Annotated in this window: 32 protein-coding genes and 1 pseudogene; 32 read left to right on the forward strand and 1 reads right to left on the reverse strand. The window is 55.8% G+C overall.

Features of this window, described 5'->3' with window-relative positions:
- The 32 genes and pseudogenes from tuf to BUA44_RS00160 form a co-directional block, all read left to right on the forward strand.
- Positions 1-135 (forward strand): annotated as a pseudogene (gene tuf, locus BUA44_RS00005) (elongation factor Tu); the annotation flags it as partial.
- 9 nt (positions 136-144) lie between these two features.
- Complete coding sequence (gene rpsJ, locus BUA44_RS00010; protein ID WP_072807538.1) at positions 145-453, forward strand: 30S ribosomal protein S10; 309 nt, start codon at positions 145-147, stop codon at positions 451-453.
- Between the two features lie 5 nt (positions 454-458).
- A complete protein-coding gene (gene rplC / locus BUA44_RS00015; RefSeq protein WP_072807539.1) occupies positions 459-1,076 on the forward strand; it encodes a 50S ribosomal protein L3 in 618 nt (205 codons plus the stop codon).
- The gene (rplD, locus tag BUA44_RS00020) at positions 1,076-1,696 is read left to right on the forward strand and encodes a 50S ribosomal protein L4 (RefSeq protein ID WP_072807540.1); all 621 of its coding nucleotides are present in this window, start codon (positions 1,076-1,078) and stop codon (positions 1,694-1,696) included. Before rplC ends, rplD begins: the two co-directional genes overlap by 1 nt.
- On the forward strand, positions 1,696-1,998 hold the full coding sequence (rplW, locus tag BUA44_RS00025) for a 50S ribosomal protein L23 (protein ID WP_072807541.1): 303 nt from the start codon (positions 1,696-1,698) through the stop codon (positions 1,996-1,998). The genes rplD and rplW overlap by 1 nt, the downstream gene beginning before the upstream one ends.
- Positions 1,999-2,000: 2 nt before the next feature.
- Positions 2,001-2,831 (forward strand): 50S ribosomal protein L2, encoded by an 831-nt coding sequence (gene rplB / locus BUA44_RS00030; protein ID WP_072807542.1) that lies wholly within the window; start codon positions 2,001-2,003, stop codon positions 2,829-2,831.
- Between the two features lie 3 nt (positions 2,832-2,834).
- Positions 2,835-3,119 carry a 30S ribosomal protein S19 gene (gene rpsS, locus BUA44_RS00035; RefSeq protein ID WP_072807543.1) on the forward strand — a complete coding sequence of 95 codons (285 nt, stop codon included), beginning with the start codon at positions 2,835-2,837 and terminating at the stop codon, positions 3,117-3,119.
- Complete coding sequence (gene rplV, locus BUA44_RS00040) at positions 3,119-3,469, forward strand: 50S ribosomal protein L22 (protein WP_072807544.1); 351 nt, start codon at positions 3,119-3,121, stop codon at positions 3,467-3,469. The genes rpsS and rplV overlap by 1 nt, the downstream gene beginning before the upstream one ends.
- A 2-nt stretch (positions 3,470-3,471) precedes the next feature.
- Positions 3,472-4,131 (forward strand): 30S ribosomal protein S3, encoded by a 660-nt coding sequence (gene rpsC / locus BUA44_RS00045; RefSeq protein ID WP_072807545.1) that lies wholly within the window; start codon positions 3,472-3,474, stop codon positions 4,129-4,131.
- Between the two features lies 1 nt (position 4,132).
- The gene (gene rplP, locus BUA44_RS00050) at positions 4,133-4,546 is read left to right on the forward strand and encodes a 50S ribosomal protein L16 (protein WP_072807546.1); all 414 of its coding nucleotides are present in this window, start codon (positions 4,133-4,135) and stop codon (positions 4,544-4,546) included.
- On the forward strand, positions 4,546-4,749 hold the full coding sequence (gene rpmC, locus BUA44_RS00055) for a 50S ribosomal protein L29 (protein WP_072807547.1): 204 nt from the start codon (positions 4,546-4,548) through the stop codon (positions 4,747-4,749). Before rplP ends, rpmC begins: the two co-directional genes overlap by 1 nt.
- A gap of 17 nt (positions 4,750-4,766) precedes the next feature.
- Positions 4,767-5,021: a 30S ribosomal protein S17 gene (gene rpsQ, locus BUA44_RS00060; RefSeq protein ID WP_072807548.1), complete on the forward strand. Its 255-nt coding sequence runs from the start codon at positions 4,767-4,769 to the stop codon at positions 5,019-5,021.
- A gap of 21 nt (positions 5,022-5,042) precedes the next feature.
- Positions 5,043-5,411 carry a 50S ribosomal protein L14 gene (rplN, locus tag BUA44_RS00065; protein ID WP_072807549.1) on the forward strand — a complete coding sequence of 123 codons (369 nt, stop codon included), beginning with the start codon at positions 5,043-5,045 and terminating at the stop codon, positions 5,409-5,411.
- A complete protein-coding gene (gene rplX / locus BUA44_RS00070) occupies positions 5,411-5,710 on the forward strand; it encodes a 50S ribosomal protein L24 (RefSeq protein ID WP_072807550.1) in 300 nt (99 codons plus the stop codon). The genes rplN and rplX overlap by 1 nt, the downstream gene beginning before the upstream one ends.
- Positions 5,711-5,719: 9 nt before the next feature.
- Positions 5,720-6,259, forward strand: coding sequence for a 50S ribosomal protein L5 (gene rplE, locus BUA44_RS00075; RefSeq protein WP_072807551.1), 540 nt, complete (start codon positions 5,720-5,722; stop codon positions 6,257-6,259).
- 9 nt (positions 6,260-6,268) lie between these two features.
- Complete coding sequence (locus BUA44_RS00080; protein ID WP_014546106.1) at positions 6,269-6,454, forward strand: type Z 30S ribosomal protein S14; 186 nt, start codon at positions 6,269-6,271, stop codon at positions 6,452-6,454.
- A 14-nt stretch (positions 6,455-6,468) separates the two neighbouring features.
- Positions 6,469-6,864, forward strand: coding sequence for a 30S ribosomal protein S8 (gene rpsH, locus BUA44_RS00085; protein WP_072807552.1), 396 nt, complete (start codon positions 6,469-6,471; stop codon positions 6,862-6,864).
- Positions 6,865-6,872: 8 nt separating this feature from the next.
- Positions 6,873-7,412: a 50S ribosomal protein L6 gene (rplF, locus tag BUA44_RS00090; RefSeq protein ID WP_072807553.1), complete on the forward strand. Its 540-nt coding sequence runs from the start codon at positions 6,873-6,875 to the stop codon at positions 7,410-7,412.
- Between the two features lie 9 nt (positions 7,413-7,421).
- Entirely contained in the window at positions 7,422-7,793 is a 372-nt protein-coding gene (rplR, locus tag BUA44_RS00095; protein WP_072807554.1) for a 50S ribosomal protein L18, read from the forward strand.
- Between the two features lie 11 nt (positions 7,794-7,804).
- Positions 7,805-8,287 (forward strand): 30S ribosomal protein S5, encoded by a 483-nt coding sequence (gene rpsE / locus BUA44_RS00100; RefSeq protein WP_072807555.1) that lies wholly within the window; start codon positions 7,805-7,807, stop codon positions 8,285-8,287.
- A gap of 13 nt (positions 8,288-8,300) precedes the next feature.
- Complete coding sequence (gene rpmD, locus BUA44_RS00105; RefSeq protein ID WP_072807556.1) at positions 8,301-8,480, forward strand: 50S ribosomal protein L30; 180 nt, start codon at positions 8,301-8,303, stop codon at positions 8,478-8,480.
- A 2-nt stretch (positions 8,481-8,482) separates the two neighbouring features.
- Entirely contained in the window at positions 8,483-8,923 is a 441-nt protein-coding gene (rplO, locus tag BUA44_RS00110) for a 50S ribosomal protein L15 (protein ID WP_072807557.1), read from the forward strand.
- Positions 8,923-10,281 (forward strand): preprotein translocase subunit SecY, encoded by a 1,359-nt coding sequence (secY, locus tag BUA44_RS00115; RefSeq protein ID WP_072807558.1) that lies wholly within the window; start codon positions 8,923-8,925, stop codon positions 10,279-10,281. The genes rplO and secY overlap by 1 nt, the downstream gene beginning before the upstream one ends.
- The gene (gene infA / locus BUA44_RS00120; RefSeq protein WP_014546098.1) at positions 10,281-10,499 is read left to right on the forward strand and encodes a translation initiation factor IF-1; all 219 of its coding nucleotides are present in this window, start codon (positions 10,281-10,283) and stop codon (positions 10,497-10,499) included. The genes secY and infA overlap by 1 nt, the downstream gene beginning before the upstream one ends.
- A 27-nt stretch (positions 10,500-10,526) precedes the next feature.
- A complete protein-coding gene (gene rpmJ / locus BUA44_RS00125) occupies positions 10,527-10,643 on the forward strand; it encodes a 50S ribosomal protein L36 (protein WP_014546097.1) in 117 nt (38 codons plus the stop codon).
- A 9-nt stretch (positions 10,644-10,652) separates the two neighbouring features.
- Positions 10,653-11,021 (forward strand): 30S ribosomal protein S13, encoded by a 369-nt coding sequence (gene rpsM, locus BUA44_RS00130; protein WP_072807559.1) that lies wholly within the window; start codon positions 10,653-10,655, stop codon positions 11,019-11,021.
- Between the two features lie 26 nt (positions 11,022-11,047).
- Positions 11,048-11,476, forward strand: coding sequence for a 30S ribosomal protein S11 (gene rpsK, locus BUA44_RS00135; protein WP_173304119.1), 429 nt, complete (start codon positions 11,048-11,050; stop codon positions 11,474-11,476).
- Positions 11,477-11,494: 18 nt separating this feature from the next.
- Positions 11,495-12,469: a DNA-directed RNA polymerase subunit alpha gene (locus BUA44_RS00140; protein ID WP_072807561.1), complete on the forward strand. Its 975-nt coding sequence runs from the start codon at positions 11,495-11,497 to the stop codon at positions 12,467-12,469.
- A gap of 2 nt (positions 12,470-12,471) precedes the next feature.
- Positions 12,472-12,942 carry a 50S ribosomal protein L17 gene (gene rplQ, locus BUA44_RS00145; RefSeq protein ID WP_072807562.1) on the forward strand — a complete coding sequence of 157 codons (471 nt, stop codon included), beginning with the start codon at positions 12,472-12,474 and terminating at the stop codon, positions 12,940-12,942.
- A 138-nt stretch (positions 12,943-13,080) separates the two neighbouring features.
- Positions 13,081-14,259, forward strand: coding sequence for a polysaccharide biosynthesis/export family protein (locus tag BUA44_RS00150; RefSeq protein WP_072807563.1), 1,179 nt, complete (start codon positions 13,081-13,083; stop codon positions 14,257-14,259).
- A 6-nt stretch (positions 14,260-14,265) separates the two neighbouring features.
- Positions 14,266-15,468 carry a GumC domain-containing protein gene (locus tag BUA44_RS00155; protein WP_072807564.1) on the forward strand — a complete coding sequence of 401 codons (1,203 nt, stop codon included), beginning with the start codon at positions 14,266-14,268 and terminating at the stop codon, positions 15,466-15,468.
- A gap of 3 nt (positions 15,469-15,471) precedes the next feature.
- A complete protein-coding gene (locus BUA44_RS00160; RefSeq protein WP_083579389.1) occupies positions 15,472-16,911 on the forward strand; it encodes an O-antigen polymerase in 1,440 nt (479 codons plus the stop codon).
- On the opposite strand, the gene BUA44_RS00165 is transcribed toward BUA44_RS00160, so the two are convergent.
- On the reverse strand, positions 16,840-18,027 hold the full coding sequence (locus tag BUA44_RS00165) for an oligosaccharide flippase family protein (RefSeq protein ID WP_178348711.1): 1,188 nt from the start codon (positions 18,025-18,027) through the stop codon (positions 16,840-16,842). The two genes, BUA44_RS00160 and BUA44_RS00165, sit on opposite strands and share 72 nt — an antisense overlap.
- Positions 18,028-18,071 lie beyond the last annotated feature (44 nt).

Below are 18,071 nucleotides of genomic sequence, written 5' to 3' on the forward strand. Positions count from 1 at the left end.
GTGACCCCGGGTGACACCGTCACGATCCACGTGAACCTCATCGCCCCGATCGCCATGGAAAAGCAGCTCCGCTTCGCTATCCGCGAAGGTGGCCGTACTGTTGGTGCTGGCTCCGTAACCGAAATCATCAAGTAAGGAAAAATCATGGCTGGTGAACGCATCCGTATTCGCTTGAAGAGCTTCGACCATCGTATGATCGACCGCTCTGCCCAAGACATCGTGAATACAGCTAAGCAAACGGGTGCCCGCATTGCGGGACCCATCCCCCTCCCGACGAAAGTCCAGAAGTATACGGTGCTCCGCTCTCCGCATATCAACAAGACTTCTCGTGAACAGTTTGAATCCCGTACGCACAAGCGTCTTATCGACATCCTCGATGCTACGTCGCAGACTGTTGATTCCCTCATGAAACTTGACTTGCCGGCTGGTGTCGAAGTCGAAATTAAGGTCTAATAACAATGAACGGTATTCTCGCAAAGAAGTTGGGAATGACCCAAGTGTTCACGGAACAGGGCGAATGCGTCCCTGTCACGGTTCTCGAAGCCGGTCCGTGCGTGGTCGTTTCCCACAAGACAGAAGAAAAGGATGGCTACAAGGCTGTCCAGATCGGCTTTGGTCTCAAGAAAGAACAGCGTGCCAACAAGGCTGAAATCGGCCACTTCAAGAAGGCTGACGTCGCTGTTCGTGAACACCTCGCCGAGTTTGACGTTGCTGATCTCGAATCCTGGCCGGTTGGCAAGGAATTCGGTGCAGCTGACTTTGCCGATGCGAAGATGGTGAACGTTTCCGGTATCTCCAAGGGTCACGGATTCTCTGGTACCATCAAGCGCCACGGCTTCCACAGCGGTCCCCGCTCTCACGGTACGCACAACATGCGCGAACCGGGCGGTACGTCTGCTCACTCCTACCCGGGCCGTGTTTTCCCGGGCAAGCGCATGGCAGGCCAGTACGGCAACAAGAAAGTGACCGTGAAGCACCTCCAGGTCGTCAAAGTTGATGGCGATCGCAACCTGATCTTCGTCCGCGGCGCAGTCCCCGGTGCAAAGAACAGCATCATCGTGGTGAGGAAAGACTAATGGCTAGTGCAAAGCTTTTCGCCGCAACAGGCGATTTCAAGAACGATATCGAACTCCCGAAGCTGTTTGATGAAGAAGTCAACAAGGTCTGCATGTACCTCCACATCAAGGCTATCCTGAACAACAACCGTCAGGGTACTGCCCAGGCTAAGAACAAGTCCTCCGTTAGCGGTGGCGGTCAGAAGCCGTGGAAGCAGAAGGGCACCGGCCGCGCTCGTTCCGGCCAGAACACCTCCGCTGTGTGGGTTCGTGGTGCTAAGGCCCATGGTCCGAAGTCCCATGACTACTTCGAGAAGGTGAACAAGAAGGTGAAGAAGATCGCCTTCCACTCCGCTCTCGCCTCCAAGGCCCAGGAAGGCAAGGTCGTCGTGTTCGAAGCCCTCAGCTTCGACGCCCCGAAGACCAAGGACCTCCTCGCCGTCCTCAAGAAGGCTAACCTCGAACAGCGCAACGCCCTGTTCATCGTGAGCGCGAAGGATGCGAACCTTTACCTCTCCTCCAACAACATTCCTTGGTGCCGTTGCGCCCGCGTCGAAGATGTCAATACTTACGACATCGTCCGCGCCAACAACGTCGTCATCTCCCAGGCTGCTCTCGCAGAACTTGAAGGAGGCCGCTAATGAAGGAAATTCGTGAAATCCTGCTTACCCCGCACGTGACCGAAGAAACCATGAAGAACATGGTGAATCCGCGTAACGACGTGCACAGGTACGTTTTCAAGGTTGCCATGAACGCTACCAAGACCGAAATCAAGGACGCTATCGAAAAGCGCTTTGAAGTGAAGGTCGACGCTGTGAACACCGCCATTACCCGCGGTAAGATCAAGCGCGTTCGCATGGTTCCTGGCAAGAAACCCAACTGGAAGAAGGCCTACATCACGCTGAAGGCCGGGCAAAAGATTGCCGAGTTCGAAGGAGTATAACTATGGGTCTGAAATCTTATAGACCGCTTACCCCGACGCTGCGCTACAAGCAGATTGGTGACCGCAAGGAAATTACGGCCGAAAAGCCGTACAAGCCGCTCACCGAAGGCATCAAGAGCAGCTCCGGTCGTAACAACGCTGGTGAAATCACTTCCCGCCGTCGCGGCGGTGGCCACAAGAAACTGTACCGTATCATCGATTTCAAGCGCCAGTTCGCAGGCATCCCCTGCACTGTCGAGACGATCGAGTACGATCCGAACCGTACGGCCCGTATCGCCCTGGTCAAGTACCAGAACGGCAAGCGCGCCTACATCGTCGCTCCGGCTAACGTGAAGGTCGGCGATGTGCTGAATTCCGGCGAAGGTGCCGAATTCCGCGTGGGTAACGCTCTCCCGATTCGCGACATTCCGCTGAACACCATGATCCACAACATTGAGCTGAAGCCCGGCAAGGGTGCCCAGCTGGTCCGCTCCGCCGGTGCCGCTGCCGAACTCGTCGCCAAGGACGGCAAGCTCTGCCAGGTCAGGATGCCGAGTGGCGAAGTCCGCTTCATCTCTGAAGATTGCCTCGCCGTTGTGGGCCAGGTTTCCAACATCGACCACATGAATGAATCCTCGGGCTCTGCCGGCCGCTCCCGCTGGCTTGGCAAGCGTCCCTCCGTCCGCGGTGTCGTTATGAACCCGGTCGACCACCCGCTCGGTGGTGGTGAAGGACGTACCTCTGGTGGTCGTCATCCGTGCTCTCCGTGGGGTAAGAACTCGAAGGGTGCAAAAACTCGTAACAACAAGCGTACCGATAAGTACATCGTGCGCCGTCGTCAGAAGAGGGCCTAATTCATGTCGAGATCCCTTAAGAAAGGTGCGTTCGTGGATTCCCACGTTCTCAACAAGGCCCAGGCTATGGCTGGCTCCGACAAGAAGCAGCCGATCAAGACCTGGTCCCGTCGTTCCACCATCGTTCCGGATATGGTCGGACTTACCTTCTCCGTGTACAACGGAAAGCAGTTCCTCCCGGTCTATGTTTCTGAAAACATGGTCGGCCATAAGCTCGGCGAATTCGCAATGACCCGCACGTTCCGCGGCCACCGCAAGACGGAAACCGCCGCTGGAGGTAAGAAATAATGCAAGCTGTTGCTAAAGTGAAAAACGTCCGTTACGGTGTGCGCAAGCTCCGCCGTGTCGTGGACCTGGTTCGTGGCAAGCGTGTTGACGAAGCATTCGCAATGCTTTCCATTCTCCACACCAAGACCAAGGGCGCCCCGCTCGTCGAGAACGCTCTCAAGTCTGCCGTCGCGAACTACAAGCAGAAGGCCGCTGGTGCGGTCGCTGCCGAAGAGCTCGTGATCAAGACCATCGCTGCCGATGGCGGTACGATCATGAAGCGTATCCACCCGCGTTCCCAGGGCCGTGCTTTCCGTATCGAAAAGCCGCTCTCTCACCTCACCGTCGTCGTCGCCGACAAGGAGAAATAACAATGGGTCACAAGAGTCATCCCAATGGTCTTCGTCTTGGCGTTATCCGCGGTTGGGAATCCAAGTGGTATGCCGAAGACAATTTCGCAGATCTTCTTTATGAAGACATCACCCTCCGTCGCTACTTGATGAAGCGCTTCGAACATGCCTCCCTCTCCAAGGTCGGCATCGAACGCACCGTCAAGAAGGTGAACGTGAACCTCTTTACCGCCCGCCCGGGTATCGTTATCGGTAAGAAGGGCGAAGAACTCGATCGCGTCAAGAGCGAACTCCAGTTCCTCACCGGTAAGGAAATCTTCATCAGCGTGCACGAGATCAAGCGCCCGGAAACGGATGCCAAGCTCGTCGCTGAAAACATCGCGCGTCAGCTCGAAAAGCGTATCTCCTTCCGCCGCGCCATGAAGCGCGCCATCCAGTCCGCTATGCGCCTGGGTGTCGAAGGTATCAAGGTGCAGTGCGGCGGCCGTCTCGGCGGTGCCGAAATTGCCCGCGTCGAGAAGTATGCCGAAGGCCGCGTGCCTCTGCACACTCTCCGTGCTGACATTGACTACGCGACTTCCATTGCTAAGACCGTCTATGGTGCCATCGGTATCAAGGTGTGGATCATGCACGGCGAAAAGATTGGCAAGGACGTCATGAACGACAACAAGAGAGAGAAGTAATATGCTGAGTCCTAAAAGAACATTACATCGTAAGCAGATGAAAGGCCGCATGAAGGGTGTCGCTTCCCGCGGCAATTCCATGGCCTTCGGCGAATTCGGCATTCAGGCTCTTGAAAAGTGCTGGCTGACGGCTCGCCAGATCGAAGCGGCTCGTATCGCTATGACCCGTAAGATCAAGCGTGGCGGTCGCGTGTGGATCCGCGTGTTCCCCGACAAGCCCATCACTCGTCACCCGGCCGAAGCCCGTATGGGTAAGGGTAAGGGCGGCGTCGAATTCTGGGTCGCCGTGATTCTTCCGGGTCGCATCATTTTCGAAATGGGCGGTGTTGAACGTGAACTCGCCATGGAAGCCCTCCATGTCGCTTCGCAGAAGCTCCCCCTCAAGTGCAAAATCATCGAAGAATCGGAGATCTAATGAAGGCACGTGACATTAAAAACGAACTGAGAGCTCTCGACGTGAAGCAGCTCAAGGAAAAGCTGGCTCAGTTGAATCTCGATTTGTTCAATTACCGCATGACTGCGAAGCTCGGTAATTTGGAAAAACCCTCTATGATTCAGGCTGCCCGCAGGGACATCGCCCGTATCAAGACCATCCTCAGCGAAAAGGCCAAGGCATAAGCCGGCAGGAGCAGGAAATGGATAGAAACCTTCGTAAAGTCAAGCAGGGAATTGTCAGTTCTGACAAGATGGACAAGACCATCACGGTTGTGGTTGAAAACCGCAAGCGTCATCCCATGTACAACAAGATCATGACCACCACCAAGAAGCTCAAGGCTCACGACGAAAATAACGAAGCGGGCGAGGGTGACCTGGTGGAAATCATGGAAACTCGTCCTCTTTCCGCAACCAAGCGCTGGCGTCTCGTCCGCGTGGTCGAAAAGAAGAAGTAAACTCCTGGAGTAAGGCGAATTATGATTCAAGAAGAAACCAGACTCGTCGTGGCTGACAACAGTGGAGCCAAGGAAGTCGCCTGCATCCGTGTTTTGGGTGGCACGAACCGTCGCTATGCTAGCATCGGTGATGTCATCAAGGTAGCCGTTAAGGACGCTATCCCCCAGAGCAAGGTGAAGAAGGGTTCCGTGGCCGACGCCGTCGTCGTGCGTACGCGCAAAGAAATCTCCCGTCCGGACGGAACGTTCATTCGTTTCTCGGACAACGCAGTTGTGCTCATCACCAAGGATGGCGAACCGCGTGGAACCCGTATTTTTGGACCGGTGGCTCGTGAGCTCCGCGAAAAGAATTACATGAAGATCATCTCCCTCGCACCTGAGGTTCTCTAATGGCAAACATCAAGAAGAATGATAACGTCAAGGTGATTTCCGGTGCCTTCAAGGGCAAGACCGGCACCGTGATTAGTGTCAAGGCCGGCAAGGTGACCGTCAAGGACGTGAACGTCTGCAAGCGTCACGAGAAGCCGAGCCAGACCAACCAAACTGGCGGCATCATCGAGAAGGAAATGCCCATCGACATTTCCAATGTGATGCTCCTCGAAGGCAACACGCCTGTCCGTACCCGCATCGTTCGCGAGAAGGGCAAGAAGGGCGTTCGTACCAGTGTCAAGACTGGAAAGGCTGTGTAAGGTAAAGAAATGAACCAGATGAAGCAATTTTATCTCGAAAAAGTCGTTCCGGCCTTGCAAGCAAAGTTTGCCTACAAGAACGTGATGGAAATTCCCCGTCTCCAGAAGATCGTGGTGAACATGGGCGTGGGCGCTGCCGCTCAGAATCGCAAGATTCTCGATGAAGCCGCTGAAACCCTCACGGCCATCACCGGTCAGAAGGCAGTCGTCACCACCGCGAAGAAGGCTATCGCCAACTTCCACCTCCGTGAAGGCATCGGCATCGGTGCCAAGGTCACTCTCCACGGCGACATGATGTGGGACTTCCTCTATCGTTTCATCAACATCAACCTCCCGCGTGTCCGTGACTTCCGTGGTCTTGCACGCCGTGGTTTTGATGGAATGGGTAACTTCACCCTCGGTATCAAGGAACAGACGATCTTCGTCGAAATCGATATCGATAAGATTTCTCGTACCTTCGGTATGGACATCTCCTTCGTGACTTCCGCCAAGACGGACGACGAAGGCCGCGCCCTGCTCGAAGAACTTGGACTCCCCTTCAGGAAGTAAGGTAATACCATGGCAAGCAGAAGAATGATTGAAAAATGCAAGCGTACCCCGAAGTATACCGTTCGTGGGTATAACCGTTGCAAGCGTTGCGGTAGGCCGCACGCCTTTATGCGCCGCTTTGGCCTTTGCCGTATTTGCTTCCGCGAAATGGCACTCGCCGGCGAAATCCCCGGTATCACAAAGTCGTCTTGGTAAGGAGAGTATAACTCATGGCAATGACAGATCCTATCGCCGATATGCTCACCCGCGTGCGCAATGCCTGCAAGGCAAAGCTCCCCGTGGTGGACATTCCTGCCAGCAACCTGAAGCGTGAAATTGCACGCGTTCTGCAGGAAAAAGGTTTCATTAAGAAGTTCGTCGTCGTCGATGACGGCAAGCAGGGTATCCTCAAGGTTCTGCTCCGCTACACGAACGGCGTTCCCGCAATCCAGGGCCTCCAGCGCGTCTCTACGCCGGGTCTTCGTCACTACGTTGACGTGGCCAAGCTCCCGCGCGTCCGTAACGGCCTCGGCTATGCGATTATCTCCACATCTAAAGGTGTGATGACTGACCACGAAGCCCGCGAACAGAAGGTGGGTGGCGAAGTTGTCGCAAAGGTCTGGTGAGGTAAAAGATGTCCCGTATCGGAAAAGCTATTATCAATATCCCGGCTGGCGTTAAAGTCGCCGTCAATGGTCAGAACATCAAGGTGGAAGGCCCCAAGGGCAAGCTGGAAACTACTGTTCATGAGCTGATTTCCATCAAGCTCGAAGGCAACCAGCTTTCTTTCTCCCGTCCGAACGATGAAAAGTTCTCCCGCGCTATGCACGGTACCACCCGCGCCCTCGTCGCCAACATGGTCGAAGGCGTTACCAAGGGTTTCGAGAAGACTCTCGAAATCGTCGGTGTGGGCTACCGCGTCGAACAGAAGGGCAAGGACCTGAACCTCGTTCTCGGTTTCTCCCACCCGGTCATTTTCAAGGCACCCGAAGGCGTCGAGCTCAAGGCTGTCGACCCGCTGAAGATTTCCATCTCCGGCATCGACAAGCAGAAGGTCGGCCAGGCTGCTGCAGAAATCCGCAAGTACAGGAAGCCTGAACCGTACAAGGGCAAGGGCATCAAGTACACCGGCGAAATCATCCGCCGTAAGCAAGGTAAGAAGACAGGTAAATAAGGGTAAACTATGACTGCAATTGCTAAGAAAAGAATCCAGTCCAGAATCGCACGCCATGCTCGTGTGCGCAAGACTGTTGTCGGAACTGCAGAATGCCCTCGTTTGGCTGTTCGCCGTTCCTTGTCCCACATGGTCGCCCAGATTATCGATGATGCGAACAACAAGTCTCTCGCTCAGGTCGCAACGACTGCCAAGGAATTCCAGGGCAAGTTCGCCGAAATGACGAAGACGGAACAGGCCAAGCAGCTTGGCCTCCAGATCGCTGAAATCGCGAAGTCCAAGGGCATTGAATCCGTGGTCTTTGACCGCGGCGGTTACATCTATCACGGTCGCGTTCAGGCTCTCGCTGAGGGAGCTCGTGAAGGCGGACTCAAATTCTAGTGAGGTACACTTTGGAACGCGAAGCTCAAGTTTCTGAATTTGAAGACAAGGTTGTACACATCAACCGTTGCGCAAAGACCGTCAAGGGCGGTCGCCGTATGTCCTTCTCCGCTCTCGTTGTCGTCGGCAACAAGAACGGCAAGGTCGGCGTGGGTCTCGGCAAGGCTAAGGAAGTTTCCGAAGCCATCCGCAAGGGTACCGAAGCCGCTCAGCGCAATATCGTCGAAGTCCAGCTCCTCGACGGCACCATCCCGCACGACATCGAAGTGAAGAGCGGTTCTACCCGCATCCTCCTCATGCCGGCTGCTCCGGGTACTGGCGTTATCGCCGGTGCTGCCGCCCGTGCTGTTCTCGAACTCGCCGGTGTGCGCAACATCCTCACCAAGATTCACGGTTCTTCCAACCCGAGCACTGTCGTCAGCGCTTGCCTGGAAGGCCTGATGTCCCAGAAGAACAAGCAGGACTGCGCCAAGCTGCGCGGTTTTGAAGCCTAAGGAGTAATACACCATGAAGAAAGTTCGTATTACTTTGATCAAGGGCACTGTTCGCCGCCTGCCGGTGCACCGTGCCAATGTGAAGGCCCTCGGCCTCCGCAAGATCGGACAGTCTGTTGAACACGTTTTGACCCCCAGCATCCAGGGCATGATCAATGCCGTGGCTGACATGGTGAAGGTCGAGGAGATCTAATAATGGAACTCAATACTCTCAATCCTGGCAAGGCTGCCAAGGGCAAGAGCCGCAAGCGCATCGGTCGCGGTCCGGGTTCCGGTTGGGGCACCACTGCTGGCCGTGGTCAGAAGGGTGCCGGTGCTCGTAAGAGCGCCCAGGCCGGTCGTGTCGCCTTCGAAGGCGGCCAGATGCCGATCCACCGTCGCATCCCGAAGCGTGGTTTCAAGCACGCCGGTGTTGAATTCCAGATCGTCAACCTGAAGAAGCTCGCTGGCGTTAGCGTCACGGACTTCGACGCTCAGGTGATGTTCGACCAGGGTTTCATCAAGGATATTGACAAACCGATTAAGGTCCTCGCTTTTGGAACCATCGACAAGGCAATCAACGTAAAGGTTAACGCTATCAGCGAAGCTGCAAAGTCTGCAATCGAAGCTGCCGGCGGCAAAGTCGAGATCGTCTAATGGAAGCTCTCAAGAAAGCCATAGATGCGTTCGTCAACGCGTTCAAGATAGCCGACCTGCGTAAGAAGATTCTCTTCACGCTCGCCGTGCTCATCATCTACCGCGTGGGCGCACACATCACAATCCCCGGAGTAAACGCTGCCGTGCTGGCAGAATACTTCAAGAACTCGAACAACCTGTTCGGCCTGTACGACTCCTTCACGGGCGGTGCGTTTGCGAAAGCGACCGTGTTCGCCCTGGGTATCATGCCTTACATTAGCGCGAGCATCATCATCCAGTTGATGGGCTCCGTTATCCCGGGCATCCAGATGCTCCAGAAGGAAGGTCAGGAAGGCCGCGCCAAGTTGAACCAGTACACCCGCTACTTTACGGTGGCTCTCGCCGCCTTGCAGGGCTGGGGCATTTCTGTGTGGCTTTCCTCCCTCAAGGTGTCCGTTTCCGGTGTCCAGGTTTCTGCCCTCGCAGACGACTTCGCCACCGGTGCCGGTAACATCGGTTTCCGCTTACTTGCTACCCTGACCTTCACCGCAGGAACCATCTTCGTGATGTACCTGGGCGAACAGATTACTTCGCACGGTGTGGGCAACGGTATTTCTCTTATCATCTTCGCCGGTATCGTCGGGGGCCTTCCGCGGGCCTTCCTCGCCCAATGGGAAATGTTCAAGGAAGATATCCAGCCGCTCGCTAGCGAAATCATCATTCTCGCTATCGTGGTCGTGATTATCGGATTTATCGTTTTCGTAGAGCAGGCGAACCGTCGCATTCCACTCCAAAGTCCTCGCAGGACTGTCGGCAACAAGGTCATGGGTGGCCAGTCCAGCTATTTGCCCTTCAAGGTGAATACCGCTGGCGTGATCCCCGTGATTTTCGCAAGCTGCATCATGTTCATTCCGGCCATGATCGCTTCCTGGTTCCCGAACGTCTCTGCGATGCAGTCGTTCGCCATCGCGTTCGTCCCGGGTCACCTGTCCTACAGCGTGATCGACGCGCTCCTTATCATATTCTTCACCTTCTTCTACACGGCAATCCAGTACAACCCTAACGACATTGCCGAAAACCTGAAGAAGTCTGGGGGATTCATTCCGGGAGTTCGTCCGGGCAAGCAGACGGCCGAATATATTGACCACGTTTTAACCCGAATTTCTCTTCCCGGGTCGCTTTACCTCGCTTTTATTAGCGTTGCGCCCTGGTATCTGAAAGACGCCTTCGATATGAGTTTCTATATTGGGGGCACCTCGGTACTTATCGTGGTCGGTGTGGCGCTGGATACGCTTCGTCAACTCGAAGCCCAGTTGCATACCAAGAATTATGAAGGTTTCTTGAAGCATGGCCGCATTCGCGGCAGGATGGCATCTTAGTGGCTAAAGAAGAAGGCATTCAAGTAGAAGGCGTTGTGTTGGAGGCTCTCCCCAACGCATTCTTCCGTGTCCAACTCGGAAATGGTCACGAGATCCTCGCACATGTTTCAGGAAAGATGCGTCGGCATTTCATCCGAATTTTGCCGGACGATAAAGTGTTGGTAGAAATTTCTCCCTACGACCTCAATCGTGGAAGAATCACTTACCGTTACAAGTAATAGGTATTTTCAAAGAAGGTCAAACCTATGAAAATCAAAGCCTCCATCAAACCCAGATGTGAAAACTGCAAGATCATCCGTCGCAAGGGTGTATTGCGCATCATCTGTTCGAAGAACCCCCGTCACAAGCAGAAGCAGGGATAAGGAGATCGTATGGCACGTATAGCTGGTGTCGATTTGCCGAAAAACAAGACCGTCGAGTACGGTCTCACGGCAATCTATGGTGTCGGTCTGTTCACCGCAAACAAGGTCTGTGCTCAGCTGGGCATCGACAAGAACAAGAAGTGCGATGACCTCACCGAAGAAGAACAAGGTAAGATTCGTCATCTTCTCGAAGACGAATACTCCGTGGAAGGTCAGCTCCGCGCGGAAGTTACCCTGAACATCAAGCGTCTCTTGGATATCGGTTGCTACCGTGGTATCCGCCACCGCAAGGGCCTGCCGGTCCGCGGTCAGCGTTCCCGTACCAACGCCCGTACCCGCAAGGGCCCCAAGAAGACTGTGGCTAACAAGAAGAAGTAAGGAGATTCGTCGTGGCTGAAGAAGAAATCAAGGAAACCGCTGCCGCTGCTGAAGCTCCGGCCGCAGCCGCTACTGAAGAAGTTAAGGTCAAGAAGGGCAAGAAGCGTATTGACATCCAGGGCATCGCCTGCGTCAACGCCACCTTCAACAACACAATCGTCTCTATCACCGACGCTCGTGGCAACGTCGTCGCTTGGGGTTCCCCCGGTAACTCCGGCTTCAAGGGCTCCCGCAAGAGCACTCCGTTTGCCGCCCAGCTCGCTGCCGAAACTGCCGCCCACAAGGCTTTCGACCTCGGCATGCGCAAGGTGGATGTCCGCGTGAAGGGTGCCGGTGGTGGCCGTGAGTCCGCCGTCCGCGCTCTCAAGAATGCGGGCCTCGAAGTTCTCTCCATTCGAGACGTGACGGGTATTCCGCACAACGGTTGCCGTCCTAAAAAGAAGAGAAGGGTCTAATCCAAAGAGGTATCGCCTATGATGTGGAAATCACTTCAGATGCCGCGTAGCTTCCAGAAGGTGGAATCTAGCGAAGACGGTCGCAAGGCCAAGTTTGTTGTCGAGGCTCTCGAAAGGGGCTGGGGCATCACGCTCGGTAACGCTCTCCGCCGTGTGCTTCTTTCCTCCCTGCAGGGTGCGGCAATCGTCTCCGTGAAAATCGAAGGCGTTGAAAAGGAAATGTCTACGATTCCGGGTGTCAAGGAAGATGTCACGGATATCATCCTGAACTTGAAGAGCATCCGCGTGAAGCTCCTTTCCGACCATGACGAAACACTGCACCTGGATATGTCCGGTGACGGCGAAGTCACGGCCAAGGACTTCATGGACAATCCGAACGTGGTCATCCTGACCCCGGATGTCCATATCGCGACATTGAACGGGAACGCTTCGCTCTCCATGGATGTGAAGATCTCCTGTGGCCGCGGTTTTGTCCGTGCCGACGAATTGAAGGACAAGGACGCTCCGATCGGCGTTATCGCCACGGACGCTAACTTCAACCCGGTGCAGCAGGTCGCGATGCACATCAGCGATACCCGCGTTGGACAGCGTACCGATTTCAACCGCCTGGAACTCGAAATCACGACTGACGGCTCCATCGATCCCGAAGACGCCCTCGCATACGCTGCGAAGCTCCTCGTCGATCACCTGGAAATCTTCATCAACTTCGAAGGCGACCTCGAGAGCCCCGAAGAAATCGAGATGGACGAAGAACGCCAGCGTATTGCGACGCTCCTGCGCACCCGCGTGGAAGAACTCGAACTCTCCGTTCGTTCCAGCAACTGCCTGCGTATGGCCAACATCCATACCGTCGGCGAACTTGTGCGCAACAAGGAAAACGATATGCTCAAATACAAGAACTTCGGAAGGAAGTCCTTGGTGGAACTTAACGAGGTATTGACCTCCATGGGCCTTTCTTTTGGCATGGACGTCGATGACTACTTGAAGGATTAACAATGAGACACGGTGTAAAGAACAAGAAACTGGGCGTGAACGCCCAACACAAGCGTGCCATCCTCCGCGCCCTTGCTACCTCCATTATCGGTAAGGGCATGGAAGCCGAACAGTCTGCCCGCTACGTGCGCACTACGCTCCACAAGGCAAAGATTGTCCGCTCCAACGTGGACCGCATGATTACCTACGCGAAGAAGGGCGACCTTTCTGCCCGTCGCGAAGCTGCCCGCTTCATCACGAGCCCGAAGGTGCTGCAGGACCTGTTTGCTACCATCGGCCCGCGCTACGCGACCCGCAACGGTGGCTACACTCGCATCATCAAGCTCGGCCCGAACCGCGCTGGTGACGCTGCCGAAATGGCCCTCATCGGCCTCGTCGAAGACGAGATCGTCGTGAAGGAAAAGAAGGCTGCTGAACCCGCCAAGTCCGATGCCGTGAGCATGGTCGAAGGCGAAGGCAAGGCTTCCAACTAAGGCACAGCGCTTTTGCGAAAAAGGTCCGGCGTAAAAGCCGGACCTTTTTCGTATAGAAAAATGACACGGGAATGACTCTGTAGGCACGCTTTTTTTGTATTTTTGTAGAACGTCTATTTTATTGCTGGTTAATGAATTATGTCTAGGTTCGCGACATTTATCCTGTTCCTGTCTGCTTTTTGCGCCCTCTCGTTTTCGGCGACGCTCCCGAGCGGTGTTACCGGCGTGACCCAGCAGGGAATCCAGCCCAGGAGCAGCGTGACGCTTGCTCCCGCGTATTCGGAAGTCACCGTCGATTCCACGTACAAGCTGGGGCCGGGCGACTTTCTCGATATCGGGCTCGAGAACAACTACCTGACGGTGCAGATTTACCCGGACGGCTATGTCGCAATCGAGGAATGCGGTTCCGTGAAGGTGGCGGGCAAGACCCTCGCCGAGGCCCGCGAACTTATCCTCGACCTTGCATCGAAGCGCTACAAGCGCGAGTACTGCTACGTGCAGCTTTCGGCCCTCAAGCGGTTCCGCGCGAGCATCATGGGCGCGGTGGTGCACGTGGGCCAGCACCCGGTGGACCCGCAGACGCGCCTCAGCTACTTTATCCGGCAGGCGGGCGGTCCGCTCCCGACCGCGAACCTGGAAGACATTACCCTTATTAGGAACGACGATACGCTGCATATCGACTTCAACGCGATATCGACCAAGGGCGATTTCGCGAGTGACCCGATTATAGAGCAGGGTGACCGGATATTCGTGCCCTACCAGGTGATGGGCGAGAACGTCGCGCTCCTGTTCCCGGGTTACCGCACGAGCGTGCCCTACAAGGAAGGGCGCACCATTCAGGAATACTTCGAGCTTTCGGGCGCCGGCCGCCTCCACAACTACGGCTACAAGGCCGTGTGCGTGCGCGAACCGGGTAGCGACCCGCGCTGGATTCCCATAACCGAGATGAGCAAGACCACGGTGCAGGCCAACACGGAACTCGAGTTTACCGTGAAGGAGATGCTCGTTTACGTGGGCGGCGCCGTTGCCCGCATTGGGCAGGTGGAATACAACCCGAGCTGGCACGCCATCGACTACATCGCCGCGGCGGGCCTCAACACGATTTCGGGTACGTGGAGCCAGGTGAAGGTGTGGCGCGGCAACAAGCCCGACCCGCTGAAGCTGAGCGTTACCGAGGACCCGATTCTCCCCGGCGACTACATCGAGATTCCCAAGAGCCGCTACGAGGCGTTCAAGGACTTTACGCTGTTCCTCGCCTCGCTCCTCACGGTCGTGTCATCGGCCTTCATCATCTACGCCAGTTACAACAAACAGTAGCGCACTATGAAACAAGAGAGTTCAGGATTTATCGAAGTCTGCCTCAGGCTCATCAACAGCAACCTGCGGCACTTTTGGCTGTGCGCCTCTATCGTGATTATACCTACGCTCGCGGTGTTCGCCCTCGTGATGTGGGTAATCGAGCCCACGTACCGTTCCAAGGCGATTGTCACTCCCCCCTCGGCATCGAAGACGAGCCTCCAGGGTCTGGGCAGCCTTCTGGGCGGGGCTTCGGGCGGCCTCAGTTCGCTTCTCGGTTTTTCGTTCAGCGATAACGACGCGAACGCCGTGTGGACTATCCTCAATTCGTGGGAACTCCACAACATGGTCATCGACAAGTTCAACCTTGCCGAGCACTACGAGTTCGACGGCAACTTCCATGCCGACCTGCTGAAGGAATTCCGCAAGAACTTCAGCCTCGACTGCAACAAGGAAAGCATGTTCGAGGTCGCCATCGAGGACAAGGACTACAAGCTTGCCGCCGCCATGGTGCAGTTCATGCTCGACAAGGCGGATTCCGCGTTCAACGCGTTCAAGACGGCGCAGGCGAAGCAGTCGAGGGAATACATGCAGTCGCGCCTGGATTCGTGCGAGCATGCGCTCGACTCGCTGTTGCAGGGCTTTACCAAGTTCCAGGTGGAACACGACTTCTACGACCCGGAAATCCAGCTGGAATCGACCATCAAGTATTTGGGCGAACTGCAGAGCAGGCGCGAGGAACTCTCGATTGAACTTGCGTTCGAGAAGGCGGACCGCGGCGAAGGCAGCAAGCGCTACGACGAACTTTCCAAGCGCTACAAGAGCGTGAACTCCGCGTTGAACGGCGCCCTCAACGGCAAGCAGAAGAACGTGGGCGTGGTGTCGCTCAAGAAGTCTCCCGAACTGACGGCCGAGTACATGCAGTGGAAGGCGCAGATAAAGATTCAGGAAGCGCTCTATAAGATTCTGCGCCAGCAGAGCGAGGAACTCCGCATGGAGGAATCCAAGATGCTCACCAACCTGCACGTGCTGGAAGCTCCCTGGGAAAACGACAAGAAGGTCGCCCCCCTGCGCGGTGTGACCCTCATCTTTACCGTGTTCGTCACGTTCCTCATCGCGACGATTGTTGCGAACACGCTCGACTACCTCAAGGAAGAGGAGGCGCGCGGTTCATCGGTCGCCGAGCAGTGGAAGGCGTTCAAGGGGTTCTTCAGAAAACAGAAGGCATAGCCTATGTTTCACTGGATGGCTGTTTATCCGGTAACGTGCGCGCTCCTTCTGGTAGTGCTCTTTTGCCTGTTGCAGTCGTGGCTCCTGAAGAAGGACTTCTTTAGTCCGGTGACGGTTTATTGTTTTTCGCAGTGCATAACGCTAGCGATTGCCTACCTGCAGATAGACGCGTTCATGTCGGATTTCAAGCCGCTCACCTGGATGGTGTGGATACTCGGGCTTGTCGCCTTCTGTTCGGGCTGCTATGTCGCGAAGCTTTCGGCGAAGGCGCGCTCTCTCCCGGTGCGCGTCGTGGAGGCGACTCCCCCGCAGGGCTACAACTGGCGGCTCCACCTGGTAATTTCGTTTTTCCTGTTTGCTTTGTTCCTTGTGGGCGTGGTAAAGATTATCGCGGTCGCGGGGAACCTCATCATATTCACCGAGAATCCGGGCCGCTGGATGAGCAAGGACGTGAGCTACGGGTACTTTCCGCTGCTGTTCAGTAGCGGGCCACTGTGCGTGCTCATGTTCGGGGTTGCCGCGTTCAAGAAGTTCAACGATGTGGTGTGGGTGAGGCGCGTCTCGTTCGTGATGGTGTTCGTGGTGATTGTCGTGAACCTGCTTGCCTACCCGAACCGCACGGCGCTCTTTTTCAACCTGGGATTCTTGATGATTCTCATCAACTATCTCTACAAGCGCATATCGCCGCTCATTATCCTTATCGCGATGGCGGTTGCTATCCTGAGCTTTGTCGCCATCAGTAACCTGCGTAACCAGTACGGTACCAAGGGGGTCGAGGACAAGGCGCTCGAGGTGCTGGTGGTGCTCCCGTACAAGTACGTGGCCAACAACTACTGGAACATGGACTACGCGATAAACCCGCCCAACGACGACGAGTACCACCCGCATACCTACGGGCTTGATTTTTTGAGCGGGTTCCTCGAGTTTTTCCGCATCCCGGGGAGTTTCAGGAATTCGTTCGGCTGGGACGACGCGTTCAACGAGAGCATCCAGAAGGAGTACGGGTTCAACACCGTGAACTACCTGTGGGATGTCTACAAGGATTTCCACCTGCTGGGAGTGCTGTTCTTCCCGTTCCTGTGCGGCATAGGCCTTACGGTTCTGCACCTGAAGCTGTGCAGGCCGTTTACGCCGAGGCAGGTGATGTTCCACGTGTTCTTTATCTACTTCGTGGGCTGGTGGTTCTTTACCTCGGGCTACAAGCAGAGCATCTACTGCATGTGGGGCGTGGCGATATACCTAGTGACTACGATATGCTCTAGGCCCGTGGAACTTTCGCAGGAAGGCGGCGAGCCTGCGGGCCAGTCGCCTGCAGGGCTTGCAGACGCGACTTTCAAAAACGGGGATGTGCGGGAATGCGCCCCGGAGTGCCTACCAGCGGATGCGCCGCTTGAGGGTGAAGTAGAATGCGAGCGCGACGGTAAGGAAGACGTCGCCCGCTAGGGTGAGCGCGGGGATGCATTCGGGCGCGAACATGCCCGACCCGTAGTAGCACACGCCGATATTGAAAATGCCTCCGAGGGCTATGAGCGTGCAGTAGAGCGCCATGCGGCGTTCCTTGAGCAGGGTGGATATCATGTTCATGCGGATGGCCTGCAGTATGAGCGAGCAGGTGAGTATGCGGAGGCAAAGCGAACTCGTGTATAGCACGTCGCTTGTCCAGGGCGCTGCAAAGAAGATTATCTTGAGCGTCCATTCGGGGAACACCGAGAACGGCGTGCTCACCGCGGCTATAAAGAGGGTGAATATCCCGATGTCGCGCAGGTGGAGCGTGCGGCTGTCGGTCTGGTGGAGCGATATGAGGCTCGACGATATGAAGTGCACCATGAGCCCCGACGCCAGTATTATTAGTTTATGCGCAAAGTTGTACGAGCCGAGGAATTCGGGAGTTGCGGCATGCGATGCGGTGTATAGCCCCACCGGCAGGTAGGCGAAGCTTGCGATGCTCGCGATGGCGTAGGGGACCGCGGATTTGAACATGAGGGCGAAGAACCTGCGCGCATGCCTGCCGATAGAAAGGACCGCCGGGGTGAACGCCTGCCGCACGCCGAACCCGAACGCGGGCAGTGCCGCGAGCACCATCGAAAGCGCGATGGGCGCGATGGAATCGAAGCGGAGCGCGCAGAGTGCGATGCCCATGATGGCGGTGTACGATACGGTGTGGAGTATTTTCGAGATGAGCAGCTTTTTCCAGAAGTTTCCGCAGATGAAGTACCAGTCGAAGAACGCGTGCTGGAACAGTAGCCCGAAGGCAAGAATGAGTTCGCCCCAGAAGGCGGGGTGGTCGTGGCGTGCGACAATCGCGAAGATGACCATCGCGCTGGCGGCGATAGCCGTGGTGAGGAGCCTCAGCTGCAGCACATTCCTGAACAGCCTGCCCTCGGTGGCCCTTTTCCCGAAATAGGCGAGAATGAGCGTGGCCATGCCGAAATCGGCGAGCGCGCAGAATATGGTGTAATCGCTTTGTAAGATTCCGAAATATCCGAAGTTGACAATTCCGAGGTTATTTGCGATAATATTCTGTACAAGGACGGAAACGCCTTGTATGAGTATGTTCACCAAGGAAATGAAAACGCCGATCTTTATGTTCTTGAATACTTGCA

It is taken from the genome of Fibrobacter sp. UWR3 (genome assembly GCF_900143055.1).
Lineage (GTDB): Bacteria > Fibrobacterota > Fibrobacteria > Fibrobacterales > Fibrobacteraceae > Fibrobacter.